19 protein-coding genes and 1 pseudogene are annotated in these 14,370 nt (G+C 36.9%); 18 read left to right on the top strand and 2 right to left on the bottom strand.

All coding sequences use genetic code 11. The features are described from left to right. Window positions 1-2: 2 nt before the first annotated feature. The 18 genes and pseudogenes from H8718_RS20935 to H8718_RS20755 all read left to right on the top strand — a co-directional run. A pseudogene (locus H8718_RS20935) lies at window positions 3-266 on the top strand (ATP synthase Fo subunit C); the annotation flags it as partial. Beyond that, the gene (gene atpE, locus H8718_RS20930; protein ID WP_334299074.1) at window positions 258-512 is read left to right on the top strand and encodes an ATP synthase F0 subunit C; all 255 of its coding nucleotides are present in this window, start codon (window positions 258-260) and stop codon (window positions 510-512) included. The pseudogene H8718_RS20935 and the gene atpE (H8718_RS20930), both read left to right, overlap by 9 nt. Window positions 513-533: 21 nt before the next feature. Further along, window positions 534-818, top strand: a complete 285-nt coding sequence (gene atpE / locus H8718_RS04030; RefSeq protein ID WP_177670628.1) for an ATP synthase F0 subunit C — start codon at window positions 534-536, stop codon at window positions 816-818. Window positions 819-865: 47 nt separating this feature from the next. Then, window positions 866-1,384, top strand: coding sequence for a F0F1 ATP synthase subunit B (gene atpF, locus H8718_RS04025; RefSeq protein ID WP_177670630.1), 519 nt, complete (start codon window positions 866-868; stop codon window positions 1,382-1,384). Beyond that, on the top strand, window positions 1,372-1,917 hold the full coding sequence (locus tag H8718_RS04020; RefSeq protein WP_177670632.1) for a F0F1 ATP synthase subunit delta: 546 nt from the start codon (window positions 1,372-1,374) through the stop codon (window positions 1,915-1,917). Before atpF ends, H8718_RS04020 begins: the two co-directional genes overlap by 13 nt. A gap of 21 nt (window positions 1,918-1,938) precedes the next feature. Further along, window positions 1,939-3,450 carry a F0F1 ATP synthase subunit alpha gene (gene atpA, locus H8718_RS04015; RefSeq protein WP_249331716.1) on the top strand — a complete coding sequence of 504 codons (1,512 nt, stop codon included), beginning with the start codon at window positions 1,939-1,941 and terminating at the stop codon, window positions 3,448-3,450. A 23-nt stretch (window positions 3,451-3,473) separates the two neighbouring features. After that, entirely contained in the window at window positions 3,474-4,334 is an 861-nt protein-coding gene (gene atpG / locus H8718_RS04010) for an ATP synthase F1 subunit gamma (RefSeq protein WP_177670636.1), read from the top strand. A gap of 25 nt (window positions 4,335-4,359) precedes the next feature. Beyond that, entirely contained in the window at window positions 4,360-5,751 is a 1,392-nt protein-coding gene (atpD, locus tag H8718_RS04005; protein ID WP_177670638.1) for a F0F1 ATP synthase subunit beta, read from the top strand. 9 nt (window positions 5,752-5,760) lie between these two features. Continuing rightward, window positions 5,761-6,156: a F0F1 ATP synthase subunit epsilon gene (locus H8718_RS04000; protein ID WP_249331714.1), complete on the top strand. Its 396-nt coding sequence runs from the start codon at window positions 5,761-5,763 to the stop codon at window positions 6,154-6,156. Between the two features lie 298 nt (window positions 6,157-6,454). Next, complete coding sequence (locus H8718_RS03995) at window positions 6,455-6,988, top strand: VanZ family protein (protein ID WP_249331711.1); 534 nt, start codon at window positions 6,455-6,457, stop codon at window positions 6,986-6,988. Window positions 6,989-7,413: 425 nt separating this feature from the next. After that, window positions 7,414-8,553, top strand: coding sequence for a tetratricopeptide repeat protein (locus H8718_RS03990; protein WP_249331710.1), 1,140 nt, complete (start codon window positions 7,414-7,416; stop codon window positions 8,551-8,553). Between the two features lie 109 nt (window positions 8,554-8,662). After that, window positions 8,663-9,907, top strand: a complete 1,245-nt coding sequence (locus H8718_RS03985) for an MFS transporter (RefSeq protein ID WP_249331708.1) — start codon at window positions 8,663-8,665, stop codon at window positions 9,905-9,907. Between the two features lie 121 nt (window positions 9,908-10,028). Further along, the gene (locus H8718_RS03980; RefSeq protein WP_249331705.1) at window positions 10,029-10,433 is read left to right on the top strand and encodes a GNAT family N-acetyltransferase; all 405 of its coding nucleotides are present in this window, start codon (window positions 10,029-10,031) and stop codon (window positions 10,431-10,433) included. A 503-nt stretch (window positions 10,434-10,936) separates the two neighbouring features. Then, window positions 10,937-11,293 carry an IS66 family insertion sequence element accessory protein TnpA gene (gene tnpA, locus H8718_RS03975; RefSeq protein WP_249331702.1) on the top strand — a complete coding sequence of 119 codons (357 nt, stop codon included), beginning with the start codon at window positions 10,937-10,939 and terminating at the stop codon, window positions 11,291-11,293. Next, window positions 11,286-11,642: an IS66 family insertion sequence element accessory protein TnpB gene (gene tnpB / locus H8718_RS03970; RefSeq protein WP_249331699.1), complete on the top strand. Its 357-nt coding sequence runs from the start codon at window positions 11,286-11,288 to the stop codon at window positions 11,640-11,642. Before tnpA ends, tnpB begins: the two co-directional genes overlap by 8 nt. A gap of 7 nt (window positions 11,643-11,649) precedes the next feature. After that, a complete protein-coding gene (locus H8718_RS20765; protein ID WP_330597580.1) occupies window positions 11,650-12,144 on the top strand; it encodes a transposase in 495 nt (164 codons plus the stop codon). Between the two features lie 18 nt (window positions 12,145-12,162). Next, window positions 12,163-12,363: a hypothetical protein gene (locus tag H8718_RS20760; protein WP_330597579.1), complete on the top strand. Its 201-nt coding sequence runs from the start codon at window positions 12,163-12,165 to the stop codon at window positions 12,361-12,363. Beyond that, a complete protein-coding gene (locus H8718_RS20755) occupies window positions 12,332-12,856 on the top strand; it encodes an IS66 family transposase (protein WP_330597578.1) in 525 nt (174 codons plus the stop codon). The genes H8718_RS20760 and H8718_RS20755 overlap by 32 nt, the downstream gene beginning before the upstream one ends. Before the next feature lie 84 nt (window positions 12,857-12,940). Here H8718_RS20755 and H8718_RS03960 read toward each other — a convergent pair whose 3' ends face one another. Together H8718_RS03960 and H8718_RS03955 are read right to left on the bottom strand one after the other, a co-directional pair. Continuing rightward, a complete protein-coding gene (locus H8718_RS03960) occupies window positions 12,941-13,912 on the bottom strand; it encodes a copper amine oxidase N-terminal domain-containing protein (protein WP_249331697.1) in 972 nt (323 codons plus the stop codon). A gap of 141 nt (window positions 13,913-14,053) precedes the next feature. Next, a partial coding sequence (locus H8718_RS03955; RefSeq protein WP_249331694.1) for an IS3 family transposase occupies window positions 14,054-14,370 on the bottom strand: 317 nt, incomplete at its 5' end.

The following is a 14,370-nucleotide window of genomic DNA, read 5'->3' as shown; positions in this document are numbered from 1 at the left end:
GGATGGCAAATGTAGACCCTGTAGCCCTTGTTTTAGCCTTCTCCGCGATTGGTGCAGGACTTGCGATGATCGCAGGTATTGGACCAGGTATTGGTCAGGGCTTTGCAGCTGGTAAAGCGGCAGAGGCTATGGGTAAAAATCCTAAAGATGGTGGTAAACCAGCAACACTTGTTATGTTACTTGGAGCTGCTGTTGCTGAAACATCAGGGATTTTCTCACTTGTTATTGCCATTATCATGTTATTTGCCAATCCGCTTATTAACAAAGGCGGTATAGCAATCGTTCTTGCAGCATCAGCAATTGGTGCAGGTTTTGCAATGATTGCAGGTATTGGACCTGGTATTGGACAAGGTTATGCAGCTGGTAAGGCTGCGGAAGCAGTAGGTAAAAGACCTAAGCTTCAAAGTGCTATAGTAAGAACCATGCTTCTTGGTCAAGCAGTTGCTCAAACAACAGGTATTTACGCACTTATTATTGCATTACTATTATTATTTGTAAACTTATTCGCATAGGAATATAAGGAGGAATTTAAAATGGAAAACCAAATCGATGGAAGAGCTTTAATTTTAGCATGTTCAGCAATTGGTGCTGGTCTTGCAATGATCGCAGGTATTGGACCTGGTATTGGACAAGGTTATGCAGCTGGTAAAGGTGCAGAAGCAGTAGGTCGTCAACCAGAAGCACAATCAGACGTAGTACGTACAATGTTACTTGGTGCAGCCGTAGCTGAAACAACAGGTATCTATGGTCTTATCGTAGCTATCATTCTTTTATTTGCTAACCCACTTATCTCAACATACATGAACTTAATTGGTTAATTAAATAAAAGGCGCTATAAAGACTATAGAAAGGAGGGACTTTCCCTTTGAGCTCAAAAATTATTGAATTCTCCATGCAAACAGGATGGGAATGGTTTGTACAGCTTCTCGCGTTAGGCTTAATTATCTTTATTCTTGCTAAATTATTATTTAAGCCAGTAAGTGAATTTTTAGAAAAACGTCAAGCGATGATTGCTGCTGAAGTTAATGATGCAACAAATGCTAAAAAAGATGCAGAAGGTCTTAAAAAGGATTATCAGGCAAAACTTACTAACATTGAGGCTGAAGCAAACGAAATATTAAAAGAAGCCAGAGCTAAAGCTCTAGCACGTGAAGAAGAAATCATCAGAGCAGCTAGAGAAGAAGCCGAAGTCATTAAAACTAAAGCATTTAAAGATATCGAACTTGAAAAAGAGCGTGTACAAGCTGAAATGAAAGCTGAAATGATCGAAGTAGCTAGCCTTATGGCAAGCAAGTTTGTAGCAGCTTCTATGGATGAAAATAAACAAAATGAATTAGTAGATGAAATGATTAAAGAGATGGGGGATGTACAGTGGCTGAGATAATCGTAAACCGCTATGCTACTGCCCTCTTTGATATTGCTTTTGAAAAAGGAGCAATGCTTAAATTTGAAGAAGAGGCTAGGATGATTCTTAAAGTACTTGCTGATGAAGCAGATTACCTTAAATTACTTAGTCATCCAAGTATTACAGAGGAACAAAAAATTGAGCTTGTAGAGAAAGCTTTTGCAGGTCAAGTATCTGAAGAGTTTGTAGGTCTTATAGCTCTTGTTATTAAAAAAGCAAGAACTGAGTATCTTGTACGTATTCTTGAAAAATTTATTTCTATGGCAGAAGAAGCAGCAGGAGTTTTAAAGGCAACTGTTATTTCAGCTAAGCCATTAACAAATCAGCAATTAGCGCAAATTAAAGCACATATTGAAAACAATACAGGTAAAACAGTCGTTATAGAAGAGCAAATAGATGCTTCTATTATTGGAGGTCTTATCGTACGTGTTGGTGATAAAGTGGTAGATGGTAGCATCAAAGGTCAAATGGATGCACTTAAAGCTGAGCTTAATAGTTTGCGACTTGCATAATAAAAGGGGTGTAATGATTTAATGAACCTTAGACCAGAGGAAATCAGCAGCGTTATTAAAAGTCAAATTAATAACTATAAAACACGCCTTGAAGTATCAGAAGTAGGAACTGTTATTACAGTAGGGGACGGTATCGCTCGTGTACACGGACTCGAAAAAGCAATGGCAGGGGAACTTCTTGAATTCACTGGCGGCGTATACGGAATGGTTCTTAACTTAGAAGAAGACAACATTGGGGTTGTTCTTTTAGGTTCAGACCAACATATTAAAGAAGGTAGCGACGTTAAATCAACAGGACGTGTAGTAGAAGTTCCAGTTGGTGACGCACTTTGCGGACGTGTTGTTAACCCTCTTGGCCAACCTATCGATGGTAAAGGCCCAATCAATACTACAAATTTCCGTCCTGTAGAGCGTATTGCTCCAGGGGTTATCGAAAGAAAATCAGTAGATACACCACTTCAAACAGGTGAAAAAGCTATCGATGCCATGGTTCCAATCGGACGTGGACAACGTGAGCTTATTATCGGAGACCGTCAAACAGGTAAAACTGCAATTGCTATCGATACAATCATTAACCAAAAAGGTCAAAATGTAAAATGTATCTACGTTGCAATCGGACAAAAAGCATCAACAATTGCTCAACTTGTTAAAACACTTGAGAAACATGATGCAATGAGCTACACAACAGTAGTAGCCTCAACAGCAAGTGATTCATCACCACTTCAATACCTTGCTCCTTATGCAGGTGCTGCTATTGGTGAAGAATGGATGGAAAACGGTGGAGATGTACTTATCATTTATGATGATTTATCTAAACACGCTGTTGCTTACCGTACAATGGCATTACTTCTTCATAGACCACCAGGTCGTGAGGCTTATCCAGGGGACGTATTCTACCTTCACTCAAGACTTCTTGAGAGAGCAGCTAAACTTTCAGATGAAAGAGGCGGCGGTTCTATGACTGCTCTTCCAATCATTGAAACACAAGCTGGGGATATTTCAGCATACATCCCAACAAACGTAATTTCTATCACAGATGGTCAGATTTTCCTTGAAACTGAACTTTTCAACGCAGGTGTAAGACCAGCGGTTAACCCAGGTCTTTCAGTATCACGTGTTGGTGGTGCAGCTCAAATTAAAGCGATGAAACAAATCGCAGGTCCAGTCCGTGTGGAACTTGCTCAGTACCGTTCTCTTGCAGCATTCGCTCAGTTCGGTTCAGACCTTGATGCAGCTACTCAAAATGCATTAGCACAAGGTGAACGTATTATGGAAGTTTTAAAACAACCACAGTACAAGCCAATGAGTGTAGCAGAGCAAGTAATCGTACTCTTTGCAGCTACAAGAAAATATCTTCTTGATATTCCAGTATCAGCAGTAAAACAATTCGAGAAAGAACTTCTTGAAACAGTAAACACTAAATACCCAGAACTTCTTACTGAAGTAACAGGCAAAGCTGGTATTACAAACGAACTAGATGAAAAACTTAAAAAAGTTATTAGTGAATTTAAAGCTAGCTTTAAAGCTGAATAATTTAGAAAGAAGAGGTGCGGTAAATGGCGTCTTTACAAGCTATCAAAGGACGAATTAAAAGCGTAAGCAGCACCAAACAAATTACTAATGCCATGAACCTTGTAGCAACAGCTAAGCTTACTAAAGCTAAAGAATCGGCTCTTAAATCAAGACCGTTCTTTACTGAAGTACAAAAGGTTATTAAATCTATTGCTAAAAACTCAGAAAACCTTAACTCACCACTTCTTAAACAGAATGGGTCAAGTAATAAAGGTTATGTTATTTTAGCAGCAGATAGAGGTCTTGCTGGTGGTTACAATGCCAACGTTGGTAAATTAGTAATGAATCATATAACAAATAAAGACGAAGCTCGTCTTATTACAGTAGGTAAAAAATCAAGAGAGTTCTTCAGAGCAAGACATTTTGATATCCAAAAAGAAATCACAGGTATTTCTGCTGACCCTACTTACAATGATGCAAAAGAGATTGCACATTATGTTATTGATTTATTTAATAAAGGTGAAGTTGGAGAAGTTTATTTAGCTTATACAGCATTTAAATCTACTATCCAACAAGAGCCTACTATGATTCGTCTTTTACCAGTAGATATATCAGAAATTGAAGAACCAGAAACAGAAGGACCAAAAGATTTATTAATCTATGATCCTTCTCCAGAAGCTGTATTAGATTATCTCATGCCTCGTTATGTAACAGATGTTATCTTCGGAGGACTTGTAGAGTCTAGTGCAAGTGAACAAGGTGCCAGAATGACAGCTATGGATTCTGCTACAGAAAATGCAAACGAAATGATTGCAAAACTTGAAATCGAATCTAATAGAGCACGTCAAGCAGCGATTACACAAGAATTAACTGAAATCGTAGCTGGAGCTGGAGCCCTTAAGTAATTAAATTAAAAGGAGTGAAGAGTTAATGGCACAAAACATAGGACATGTTGTTCAAATTATCGGTCCTGTTTTAGATATAAAATTTACGCCAAATAACCTTCCTGCACTTTACAACGCTATTGAAATCACAAGAGAAAATGGAGAAAAACTTGTAGTAGAAGTTGCTCAACATCTTGGTGATGATGTTGTAAGATGTATTGCTATGTCTGCAACAGATGGTTTAGTGCGTGGAATAGAAGCAGTTGACACAGGTGCACCAATTAGTGTACCAGTAGGTACAGCAACACTTGGACGTATCTTTAACGTAACAGGAGATGCAGTAGATGGTAAAGAAAATCCAGATGTAGAAAAATGGCCTATTCATAGAGCAGCACCTACATTTGAAGAATTAGCTACAGAATCAGAAATTCTTGAAACAGGGATTAAAGTAGTTGACCTTCTTTGTCCATACCTTAAAGGTGGTAAAATTGGTTTATTCGGTGGTGCCGGTGTAGGTAAAACTGTACTCATTCAAGAGCTTATCCGTAACATTGCTACAGAGCATGGTGGTTTCTCTGTATTCGCAGGTGTAGGTGAGCGTACTAGAGAAGGTAATGACCTTTTCCATGAGATGACAGATTCAGGCGTTATCTCAAAAACAACAATGGTGTTCGGACAAATGAACGAGCCACCTGGTGCCAGAATGCGTGTTGCACTTACTGGTCTTACTATGGCTGAATACTTCCGTGACCAATCAGGACAAGACGTACTTCTGTTCGTAGATAACATCTTCCGTCTTGTTCAAGCTGGTTCTGAGGTATCTGCCCTTCTTGGACGTACTCCAAGTGCCGTTGGTTACCAACCAACACTTGCAACTGAAATGGGTGCACTTCAAGAACGTATTACATCAACAAACACAGGGTCAATCACATCTGTTCAAGCGGTTTACGTTCCAGCCGATGACTTAACTGACCCAGCTCCAGCTACTACTTTCGCCCATCTTGATGCGAAAACAGTACTTTCACGTGCACAAGTAGAACAAGGTATCTACCCAGCAGTAGACCCACTTGAATCTACATCACGTATCCTTGACCCACAAATCGTAGGTGAAGATCACTACGAAGTAGCTCGTGGCGTTCAAGCTATTCTTCAAAGATACAAAGAACTTCAAGATATCATCGCTATCTTAGGTATGGATGAACTTTCTGAAGAAGATAGAGTAGTTGTAAACCGTGCTCGTCGTGTTCAGAAATTCCTTTCACAACCATTCTTCGTAGCAGAAGTCTTTACAGGTAGCCCTGGTAAATATGTACCAATTAAAGAAACTATCCGTGGCTTCAAAGAAATTCTTGAAGGTAAACATGATGACCTTCCAGAAAATGCATTCTTAATGGTTGGTTCTATTGAAGAAGCAGTAGAAAAAGCAAAAACATTGTAGGTGATAGCTATGGCAAAAAATAAATTACGCCTTCAAATTATTACACCGACCCGTTCAGTGTTGGATTCAGAAGTAGATTCAGTTGTACTTCGTACAGCAGAAGGCGATATGGGTGTGTACTACGACCACGAACCAGTCGTTACGCTATTAAGCTATGGCGTACTTCGCTACAAAGTAGAAGGCAAAACTTACAACGTAACAACGATGAGTGGTTTTGCAGAGGTAACAGAAGATAAAGTTGTGGTGCTTACAGATGCAGCAGAACTTGAAAATGAAATCGACTTTGCACGTGCACAGGCAGCAAAAGAACGTGCAGAAGGAAGAGTTTCAAATGCAGATTATGATGTGGCAAGAGCACAAGTTGCCCTTCGTAAAGCACTTGTACGCCTCAGCTTAAATAAATAAGAAAGAGGAGACTGCTTAAAAAGCAGTCTTCTTTTTTTGTACATTTCTAACAGGATAAGGCTAGACAAAGTACCCCACCTAATCGTTAAGACCTTATGGTATATCCGATAAGAAAGGGGAGTGGTAGGAGTTAGTTTGAAAAAGAAGAGGAATAAAGTATTTCCTGGGAATTATATGTCGAGATAGAGAGATTAGCTTAAGTAAACTGTTCGACACAATTATTGATGTCTTATAAGAGGTTATGATAGAATAGAGAGATATTTTATAAATAGATAAATTAGAATTTGGAGTATACACTATGAATATTAATGAAAGTAAGAAAATAAAACACAACCATACTGTGTTAATGATAGTATTGGGAGTTTATATTCTTATTTTATTTGCATTTTTATTTTTAAAAGCGAGGTCGTTTCAATCTGTAAGTCTTATACCGTTCCGTACTATAACAGATTACTTATCTTATGGTGGCTTTTTGTCATTCATTAATGTATTAGGTAATATTGTTTTATTTATACCATTAGGTATCTATTTAATGTTCTTCAATCATAATAAAAGGATATGTCTTAACACTTTATGGGTCGTCCTTATTAGTATGGCAGTTGAAATCTTGCAGTACGTATTTAAAGTAGGTGCTACTGATATTGACGATATTATTTTAAATGGATTAGGTGGATTCCTTGGGATTATGATTTATAAAATCTTACGCAAAATTTTTAAAGATAAAGTTGGATATGCTATTGAATTAGCTTCACTTATAGTAGGAATCACTTTCTTGATTTTGAATATTTGTCTTTCATCAGGTGTTTTCGGTATTAAAATTCGTATTCTTTAATTTGTAAGTATATATTATAAATATGTAATTACTGAAAAGTAATTATAAGCTACAGGAATAAAAAGAGTAATAGGATAAGTCTTTGGCTAAAGATTTAAGATCTATTACTCTTTTTATTTTATAAAAAAACCTCCCTTTTCCTAGGTGAGGTGAATCATATTATAAGTTCTTTAAATTTAAAGTTTATTTTTCAAATCAAGAAAATAGCGCTCAATCTTTGGAAAGATAGTCTCTTTGAGAAATTTTATGGAGAAGTGGAGCAAGAAAGTAAAACTGTTGAAAAGAAAATGATAATAGACCTCCTGAAGCAAGATAATATGTTATAATTCAAGAAGTTTTTAGATATATGAAAATAATAGATAGGTCAAATAGGAGAGAAAAGTGTGACAGGGAACTTTGTTGGAAATTTACTTAGGATGGAACGGGTGAGACAAGGAAAGGGACAAAAGGAAATTTGTTATGGTATTTGTGTCACGAGTTATTTGTGTAAGATTGAAAAGGGGCAAGTCAGAGCAGATGAAGCAATCATTAAAAAATTATTTAAACAGTTAGGTATAGATTATTGTCAGGATGCGCAGCTATTAGAAGAAGCAAGTATACTTATAAAACAGTATTATGAGCAAGTTCATTATAACCTTCCAAGAACTGCTTTTGAAGGATTAAAGCAATTAGAAGATAGGCTTAAGTATAGTCCATTAGGTTTGGATTATAGGTTAATTTGTGGTATGCAGGGAGAAGCTGTTTATGAAATGGTGAAAAGTTGCGAAGGCTGTATGACAGATGAGCAGTTAGGAATATTTTACCTACTTACACCTACGGATAGGTCTTGGGAGGAGTTATTAGAGGCTTATGAAAAAGCCTATAAGCTTTTGGGGACAAGTGCAAGTTATTATAATATTATGATAGCACTGTTGCAGCTTGGACGTTATGCTGAAATAAATAGAAGAGCTAAGATTTGTAGAGAACTTGCCATAGAAGAAGGCAATACTTATATATTAGCAGCTACTTTTTTGATGCAAGGACATGCTTATGCTGTTTTAGATTTAGATGAATTTATGATGGAATATTATGAAAGAGGCCTTAGACTTTTACAAAATACAAATTGGATAGAAGATAAGGAACTTGAGAGTGTTTATTATAATATGGGTTCTGTCTTTGTAACGACAAAAGACTATCAAAAAGCACTGGATTATCTAGATAAAGTGACTGTAGAAACCTTTATGCTATGTCAGAAAAAAGCACTTGTACATATTCGAACAGGTCATGTGGAAGAAGCACAAATTTACTTAGAAAAAATGAAAGATTATATGAATGAGGGAGAGGATGCCAAGGTCTATTCAGTCATGTATGAGGAAGCTGTGATGGAACAAAAGAAAGATTATCTGAAGGATCCAGCTTATTTGGAGATACTAGAAAGGCTTCAAAAAGTGATTAAAGAAGAAAGACATTTTGGTTATCTCTATTTTTATAGGGAACAAATAATAGAAGCTTATAGTGCACAAAAAAAATACAAGAAAGCTTTAGTATTCCAAAAAGAAATTTCTTCAAAAGTAGTTGTGATGTAAGTTAAAGTAGGAAATTTGCCTCTAAATTTCTCAGAAAATAGTATTGGATTTTGCGCAAATCGTATCGTATGCTTTTATTAAGAAGAAATAAAAGTATAAGGGGTAAAGAATGAGAAATAAAAAAGAAACGTTATGGACAAAGGATTTTTCGTGTATTACAGTGGCAACCATATTATCTGCAATTGGTGGAGAAGCGATGAATTTGCCACTTAGCTTACTTGTTTTTGAGGAAACACAGTCCACTTTTCTTGCAGCACTTTTATTAATATGTGGTATGCTACCGGATGTGATCTTACCTATATTGGTAGCACCCGTTATCGATAGGGGGACTAAGAAAAAATGGATTGTAGGACTGGATGTACTCATGGCACTTTTATATGTAGCAATTGGAGCATGGGCGGGGCAATATGGATTTAATTATGGTATTTACATATTATTTGTATTCGTTGTAGGAACCATTTCTGTATTTTATAGGCTGAGCTTTTCGGCGTGGTACCCAGATTTGATTCCTGTAGGATTTGAGCAAAAAGGTTTTGCAGTAAGTGGGACAATTTATCCAATTATAACCATTTGCATGGCGCCTATTGCTACTTTTCTCTATGAGAAAATTTCTATAAGTATACTATTTTATCTAGTAGCAGGGCTTACCCTACTTTCAGTGTTAGTAGAGCTTTGTATTAGAGAAACTCAAAAGACAACATCTGAAACATATACTTTTTTTAGGTATGTGGCGGATATAAAAGAAGGCTTTATATATCTTAAAAAGGAGCATGGAGTTAGGAATATTTATACCTATATGAGTATTACAAGTGGGGCCTCAGAAGGAGTAGCAGTTATGGCGCAGGCGTATTACCAGACACAGCCATGGCTATCTGTGACTATGTTAGGGTTTTTAAAGAGTGCTGAGATGATTGGTCGTGTTATTGGAGGAGCAGTACAGTATAAATGGGAAATAGCACCCAAGAAGCGTTATGCCTTTACCAAAATGGTCTACAGTGTGTATGATACAATGGATGGTTTTTTACTGTTTATGCCTTATCCACTGATGCTATTGAATCGCTTTTTATGCGGGACATTAGGAAGTATGAGTGCGACTATTCGTTCTGTAGCTATACAGTCTTATTTGCCAGCTCATATGCGTGCAAGAGTACAAGCTTTATTTGGCGTCGTCTTTGCTATTGGTGGAATCTTTTTTCAGTTAGTAGCGGGTATACTAGGGGAGATGATGCCTTATCGAATGGTGGCCTTTTTACTTGGTATGCTTACCTTTACTAGTATGATTTTCCTTATTGTCATCCCAAAGAAAGACAATGCGCCAATCTATGCTGCGCAGAGAATAACGGAAGAACAATAGACCTTAAAGAAATTATGGTAATAAACTTGTGAAATTCTTTTTTGATAACAAGTGTGTGAAAGTTGTGGCATGATCAAGAAAGAGCTAGATATAAGATGATGAAAGAAGAGGTGGAGCTAAAGTGAATATAAGAATAGCGAATAAAAGTGATCTAAGTATTCTAGTGCACTATGATAAGCATATTAGTGCGGATGAACTTGCCTATAGTATGATGAGAGAGCGCATATTAATTATAGAAGAGAATAATCATTTAATTGGGTGGCTGAGATATAATTTATTCTGGGATAATACGCCTTTTATGAATATGCTTTATATCTTAGAGGATTATAGGGGAAAAAGATATGGGAAAGTGCTCACTTTATTTTGGGAGGAGAAAATGAAGTGTTTAGGTTATGAACTTGTGATGACCTCTACATTATCTAATGAAGGTGCACAGCATTTTTATAGAAAGTTAGGGTATAGAGATGCAGGTTCATTACTTCTTCCACAGGAGCCTTTGGAAATTATCTTTATAAAGTCTATATAATTTAAAAATAAATTTTAGGTTTTTTACATATTAAAAATCAAAACGGATATAATAATAACATACACAGAATGCAGCGCATCCTTAAAAAGATATGTTACATTAAGTGTATAAAATGATCATGGAGGGGCTGATTCCCTTGGAGAAGTGTAGATTTATCTAAACAGAAACTAAGCGAAGAAACACCAAAATGACCAAAGTCTAAGAAAGGCACTTTTTAAACGTTAAAAACTGAAGTTTTTAAAGAGAAAAAGTACGCCGCTTAGCAAAAGTAGTAAGAACAGCGAAAGTTGTTCTTACTATTTTTTTGTCTAAAAATATAAATTTGAATAAAACTCTCTATATATAAAGCTCCTTTATAACGTAAACGTAGTATCATATGTACATTTTCTTTAGCGATTATTCATGAGATAATCTTCATAAATAAGAAACAGTTCGAAAAACTCCATTTCTAGTTCTTCCGAGTTTTTCGAGTAAGCTCTAAAAACTCGGAAGGAGATCTTCTCATGAGCTCTAGAAAAGCTACACAAGAATACCGATTAACCCAATGGTTACCTATCATTAAAGAATGTAGAAAGAGTGGCATGACAGTTAAGTTCTGGTGCAAACAAAATAATATTAATGAAAACCAGTTCTACTACTGGGAAAATAAATTAAGAACGCTTGCTGGTGAATCGTTACCTGCCTTGGCTAAAGATCAAGCTCATTTTGTACCTATTCCAATGCTAATACTTAAAAGTACATCTAATAACGCTTTTATCTCAGCAATGGTTATTCGGGTGGGTGATGCAGCCGTTGAACTTTTTCCTGAAGTTCAGCCTGGATTATTATCTTCTGTATTAAAGGTTTTGAAAGATGCTTAATAATGCTTCTGGCCTTGATAAAATTTATGTTGCTACAGGATATACAGACTTAAGGAGAGGTATTGATGGCCTTACAGCAATCCTTCAACAAGAATTTCAACTTGATCCTTTCCAGAATGTCTTATTTCTCTTTTGTGGTAAAAGAAAAGATTGTATCAAAGCACTTCTTTGGGAGGGCGATGGATTTGTACTTTTTTATAAAAGACTTGAAAGTGGTAAATTTCAATGGGCTCGTACAGAGCAGGAAGCAAGAGCAATCACATCGACACAATTCAGATGGCTTACGGAAGGGCTTGCCATTGATCAACTAAAAGCTGTTCAAAACGTTTATCCTAAGAAAGCCTTGTAGTTTTCTTGTGGATAAGCAGCTACTTAAAACAACAGGATGTTGTGACCTGGCCACAGATTGCAAAAATTCCGTTGTTTTCGTATATAGAAAATCTGGTTTGTGCGAAGGTGTACTTATGAATATGGAGTTTACAGAAACCCAACTTACCAAGCTTACCAAAAAGGACATCATTGGTATGTGCATTTCTTTACAGCAGTTGGTTGAATCTTTGACAACTCAGTGCGAAAAGCAGCAAGAACGTTTTGGAAGTTCCACAGAGAAGGTTGACTGGGAAGGTCAGCTTGAGATGCTTTTTAATGAAGACGAGGTATTGATCGTTGATAAATATGTGGTTGAACCTACTCTTGAACAGGTGTGCCCTGAACTTAACAATGTTACAACTAAAAAGCGTTCACCACGTCCAAAAGGCAAAAGAGAAGAAGATCTAGCTGGTCTACCTATCAAAATCATTGAACATACCTTGTGTGAAACTGAACTACAGGAGAAGTTTGGTAGCACTTAGAGACGCTTACCGGATGAAGTGTATAAATGCCTGGCTTTCCATCCAGCAACCTTTGAAGTAGAAGAACATCAGGTTGCAGTCTACACTAGCAAGGCAGATGGCGACGAAACAGTTGTGAAAGCCCCAATACCAGAAGGATTATTACGTCATAGTATTGTTACGTCTTCTCTTGAAGCTGCGATTCTTAATGGTAAATACGTCAATGCTATCCCTCTTTAAACTTGAGAAAGAACTAGCGAAGCTTTCAGCTGAGGAACGCCTGCATCAACGCCATTTAATTATTGCACCTCTCGTTGAGGCCTTCTTTGAGTGGGTAAAAACGAAAAAAGATGCAGTATCTGCTAAATCTGAAACAGGTAAGGGCTTTACCTACTGCTTAAACCAAGAAAAGTACCTACGTGAATTTCTAACAAACGGAAATGTTCCTATGGATAACAGTGCAACGGAAGGAACGATACGAGGCTTTTGTATAGGGCGTAAAAACTGGCGTCTTATAGATACTGTAGCTGGTGCAAAGTCTAGTGCAATCCTCTACAGCATTGCTGAAACAGTAAAGGCTAATGATCTGAAGCCTTATGAGTACTTTGAATTTCTACTTGGAGAAATACCTAAATATATGAATGAAAAAAGCTTAGACTTTCTCCAAGATTTACTACCTTGGTCACCTAAGCTACCGGCTAAATGCCATAAATCTAAAACAATTAAAGAATAGTTTAAATGCCGCCCAAAATGGTAGCATTTTTGCTGAGTGTACTTATGTTGGAGCGTTTACTTTATAACGTAGCAGTGCGCTTGACTAATCAGACAGAACGCTGTAGTAGTCTAAGTCACCAGAAGCTTCTGTAATAAACCAATAGTCTTGTTCATCACATGTGTATTTCTTGATGGTAAGTGTCTGGTGGATTTGGGAGTTTTCATGAATGCCATTTCTTTCTTTGAAGGTAACTTTATAGATTACTGTAGAGTCATCAGGAGAGGAGATATCATCAACAGCGGCTTGTTCTAATGAAGGGCTTGAGCTGCCCGTTACCCAGCCTTGTTTATGAAAATAGGTAAGGGCTTTTACTTTAAGTTTTGGAGAAAGGGCAGCATATTGAAGAGCACCATTACGATTTTGCTGACCGTGAATCCATAGTGCTATGGCTTCTTCCGCTGAAAGGGGCATAGTAAGTTCTGATAAGGCAGCAATATCTTGGTCTAGCGCTTCACTTGTAGGATAAGTAATAAGTAGGGAAGTAGGCGTTTGTTCAATTTGAGCTAGAAATAAGGTGTTGAGCCAATCTATACCTATATAAAGGGTGCCGTTTTGAACTTCATAGTCATACACGGACCAAGGCATGGTAAGTTCTCCAGAAACAATATTAAGGCCAATAGGATTTGAGTGAAGCATAGGAGGAGTCTTGCTATAAAGAGGATAGGCAGGTAGATTGAGATTTTGTAATCTAGGAGGAAGAGGATAGTCATTTTGAGCAGATTGTAAGCCGCTTAAAAAAGATAAATATTCATGAGCTTTAAAAAAGTCGTCTATTACCACTGTAACTGTATGGTGAGAGTCATCCCAAGTAATAGAAGAAGCACCCATAGCACTAGCAAATTCTCTAAGGGGAATAAGGATATTACCTTTTTCTTCTATAAGAGGCAGAGTAGGTGTTACGTCTTGCTCATTTAAAATGATCTCATACTGAACGGATTTAGGTGAAGCGAGAACAGGGAGAGCAAGAGTAATTAAAGCGCATGAAACTAGAAAAATTAAAGTTAGCTTTCGCATGGTGGACCTCCTTAAATGAATCATCTATAGGTAAAGGGTAACATAGGAGCTTAATAGTGATATGCTCCCCTTAAGGTAGACAGTTTAAATAATAAAACTGTGGAGTTGTCAATAAAAAGTAGACACAAAGTTAAGTTGATTTTATGAATTTAATTCTTCAAATTGTGCAGGTGAAATATACCCAAGAGCAGAATGAATTCGCTTTGTGTTATAATACATTTCAATATATTTAAAGATATCTTTTTGAGCTTGTTCAGGGCTTTCGTATTTTGCATCCTGAATAAGCTCTCTTTTTATTGTTCTATAGAAAGATTCCATAACAGCATTATCATAAGGATTTCCTTTTCGACTGTTACTCTGAATAGCGTGATATTTAGCGAGTAAGGATCTAAAATTTCCACTTGTAAATTGTGAACCTTGATCGGTGTGAACGATTAAGCCAGCATCTGGATGTTCTT

Source organism: Zhenhengia yiwuensis (assembly GCF_014384995.1).
GTDB lineage: Bacteria > Bacillota > Clostridia > Lachnospirales > Cellulosilyticaceae > Zhenhengia > Zhenhengia yiwuensis.
Note: the sequence above shows the minus strand (reverse complement) of the source record. Positions and strands in the feature narration are given on the sequence as shown.

Coding starts and splice junctions, on each gene's coding strand:
- atpE (WP_177670628.1), top strand. CDS start 534: ATGGAAAACCAAATCGATGGAAGAGCTTTAATTTTAGCATGTTCAGCA.
- atpA (WP_249331716.1), top strand. CDS start 1,939: ATGAACCTTAGACCAGAGGAAATCAGCAGCGTTATTAAAAGTCAAATT.
- atpG (WP_177670636.1), top strand. CDS start 3,474: ATGGCGTCTTTACAAGCTATCAAAGGACGAATTAAAAGCGTAAGCAGC.
- atpD (WP_177670638.1), top strand. CDS start 4,360: ATGGCACAAAACATAGGACATGTTGTTCAAATTATCGGTCCTGTTTTA.
- H8718_RS04000 (WP_249331714.1), top strand. CDS start 5,761: ATGGCAAAAAATAAATTACGCCTTCAAATTATTACACCGACCCGTTCA.
- H8718_RS03995 (WP_249331711.1), top strand. CDS start 6,455: ATGAATATTAATGAAAGTAAGAAAATAAAACACAACCATACTGTGTTA.
- H8718_RS03985 (WP_249331708.1), top strand. CDS start 8,663: ATGAGAAATAAAAAAGAAACGTTATGGACAAAGGATTTTTCGTGTATT.
- tnpA (WP_249331702.1), top strand. CDS start 10,937: ATGAGCTCTAGAAAAGCTACACAAGAATACCGATTAACCCAATGGTTA.
- tnpB (WP_249331699.1), top strand. CDS start 11,286: ATGCTTAATAATGCTTCTGGCCTTGATAAAATTTATGTTGCTACAGGA.
- H8718_RS20755 (WP_330597578.1), top strand. CDS start 12,332: ATGGTAAATACGTCAATGCTATCCCTCTTTAAACTTGAGAAAGAACTA.
- H8718_RS03960 (WP_249331697.1), bottom strand. CDS start 13,912: ATGCGAAAGCTAACTTTAATTTTTCTAGTTTCATGCGCTTTAATTACT.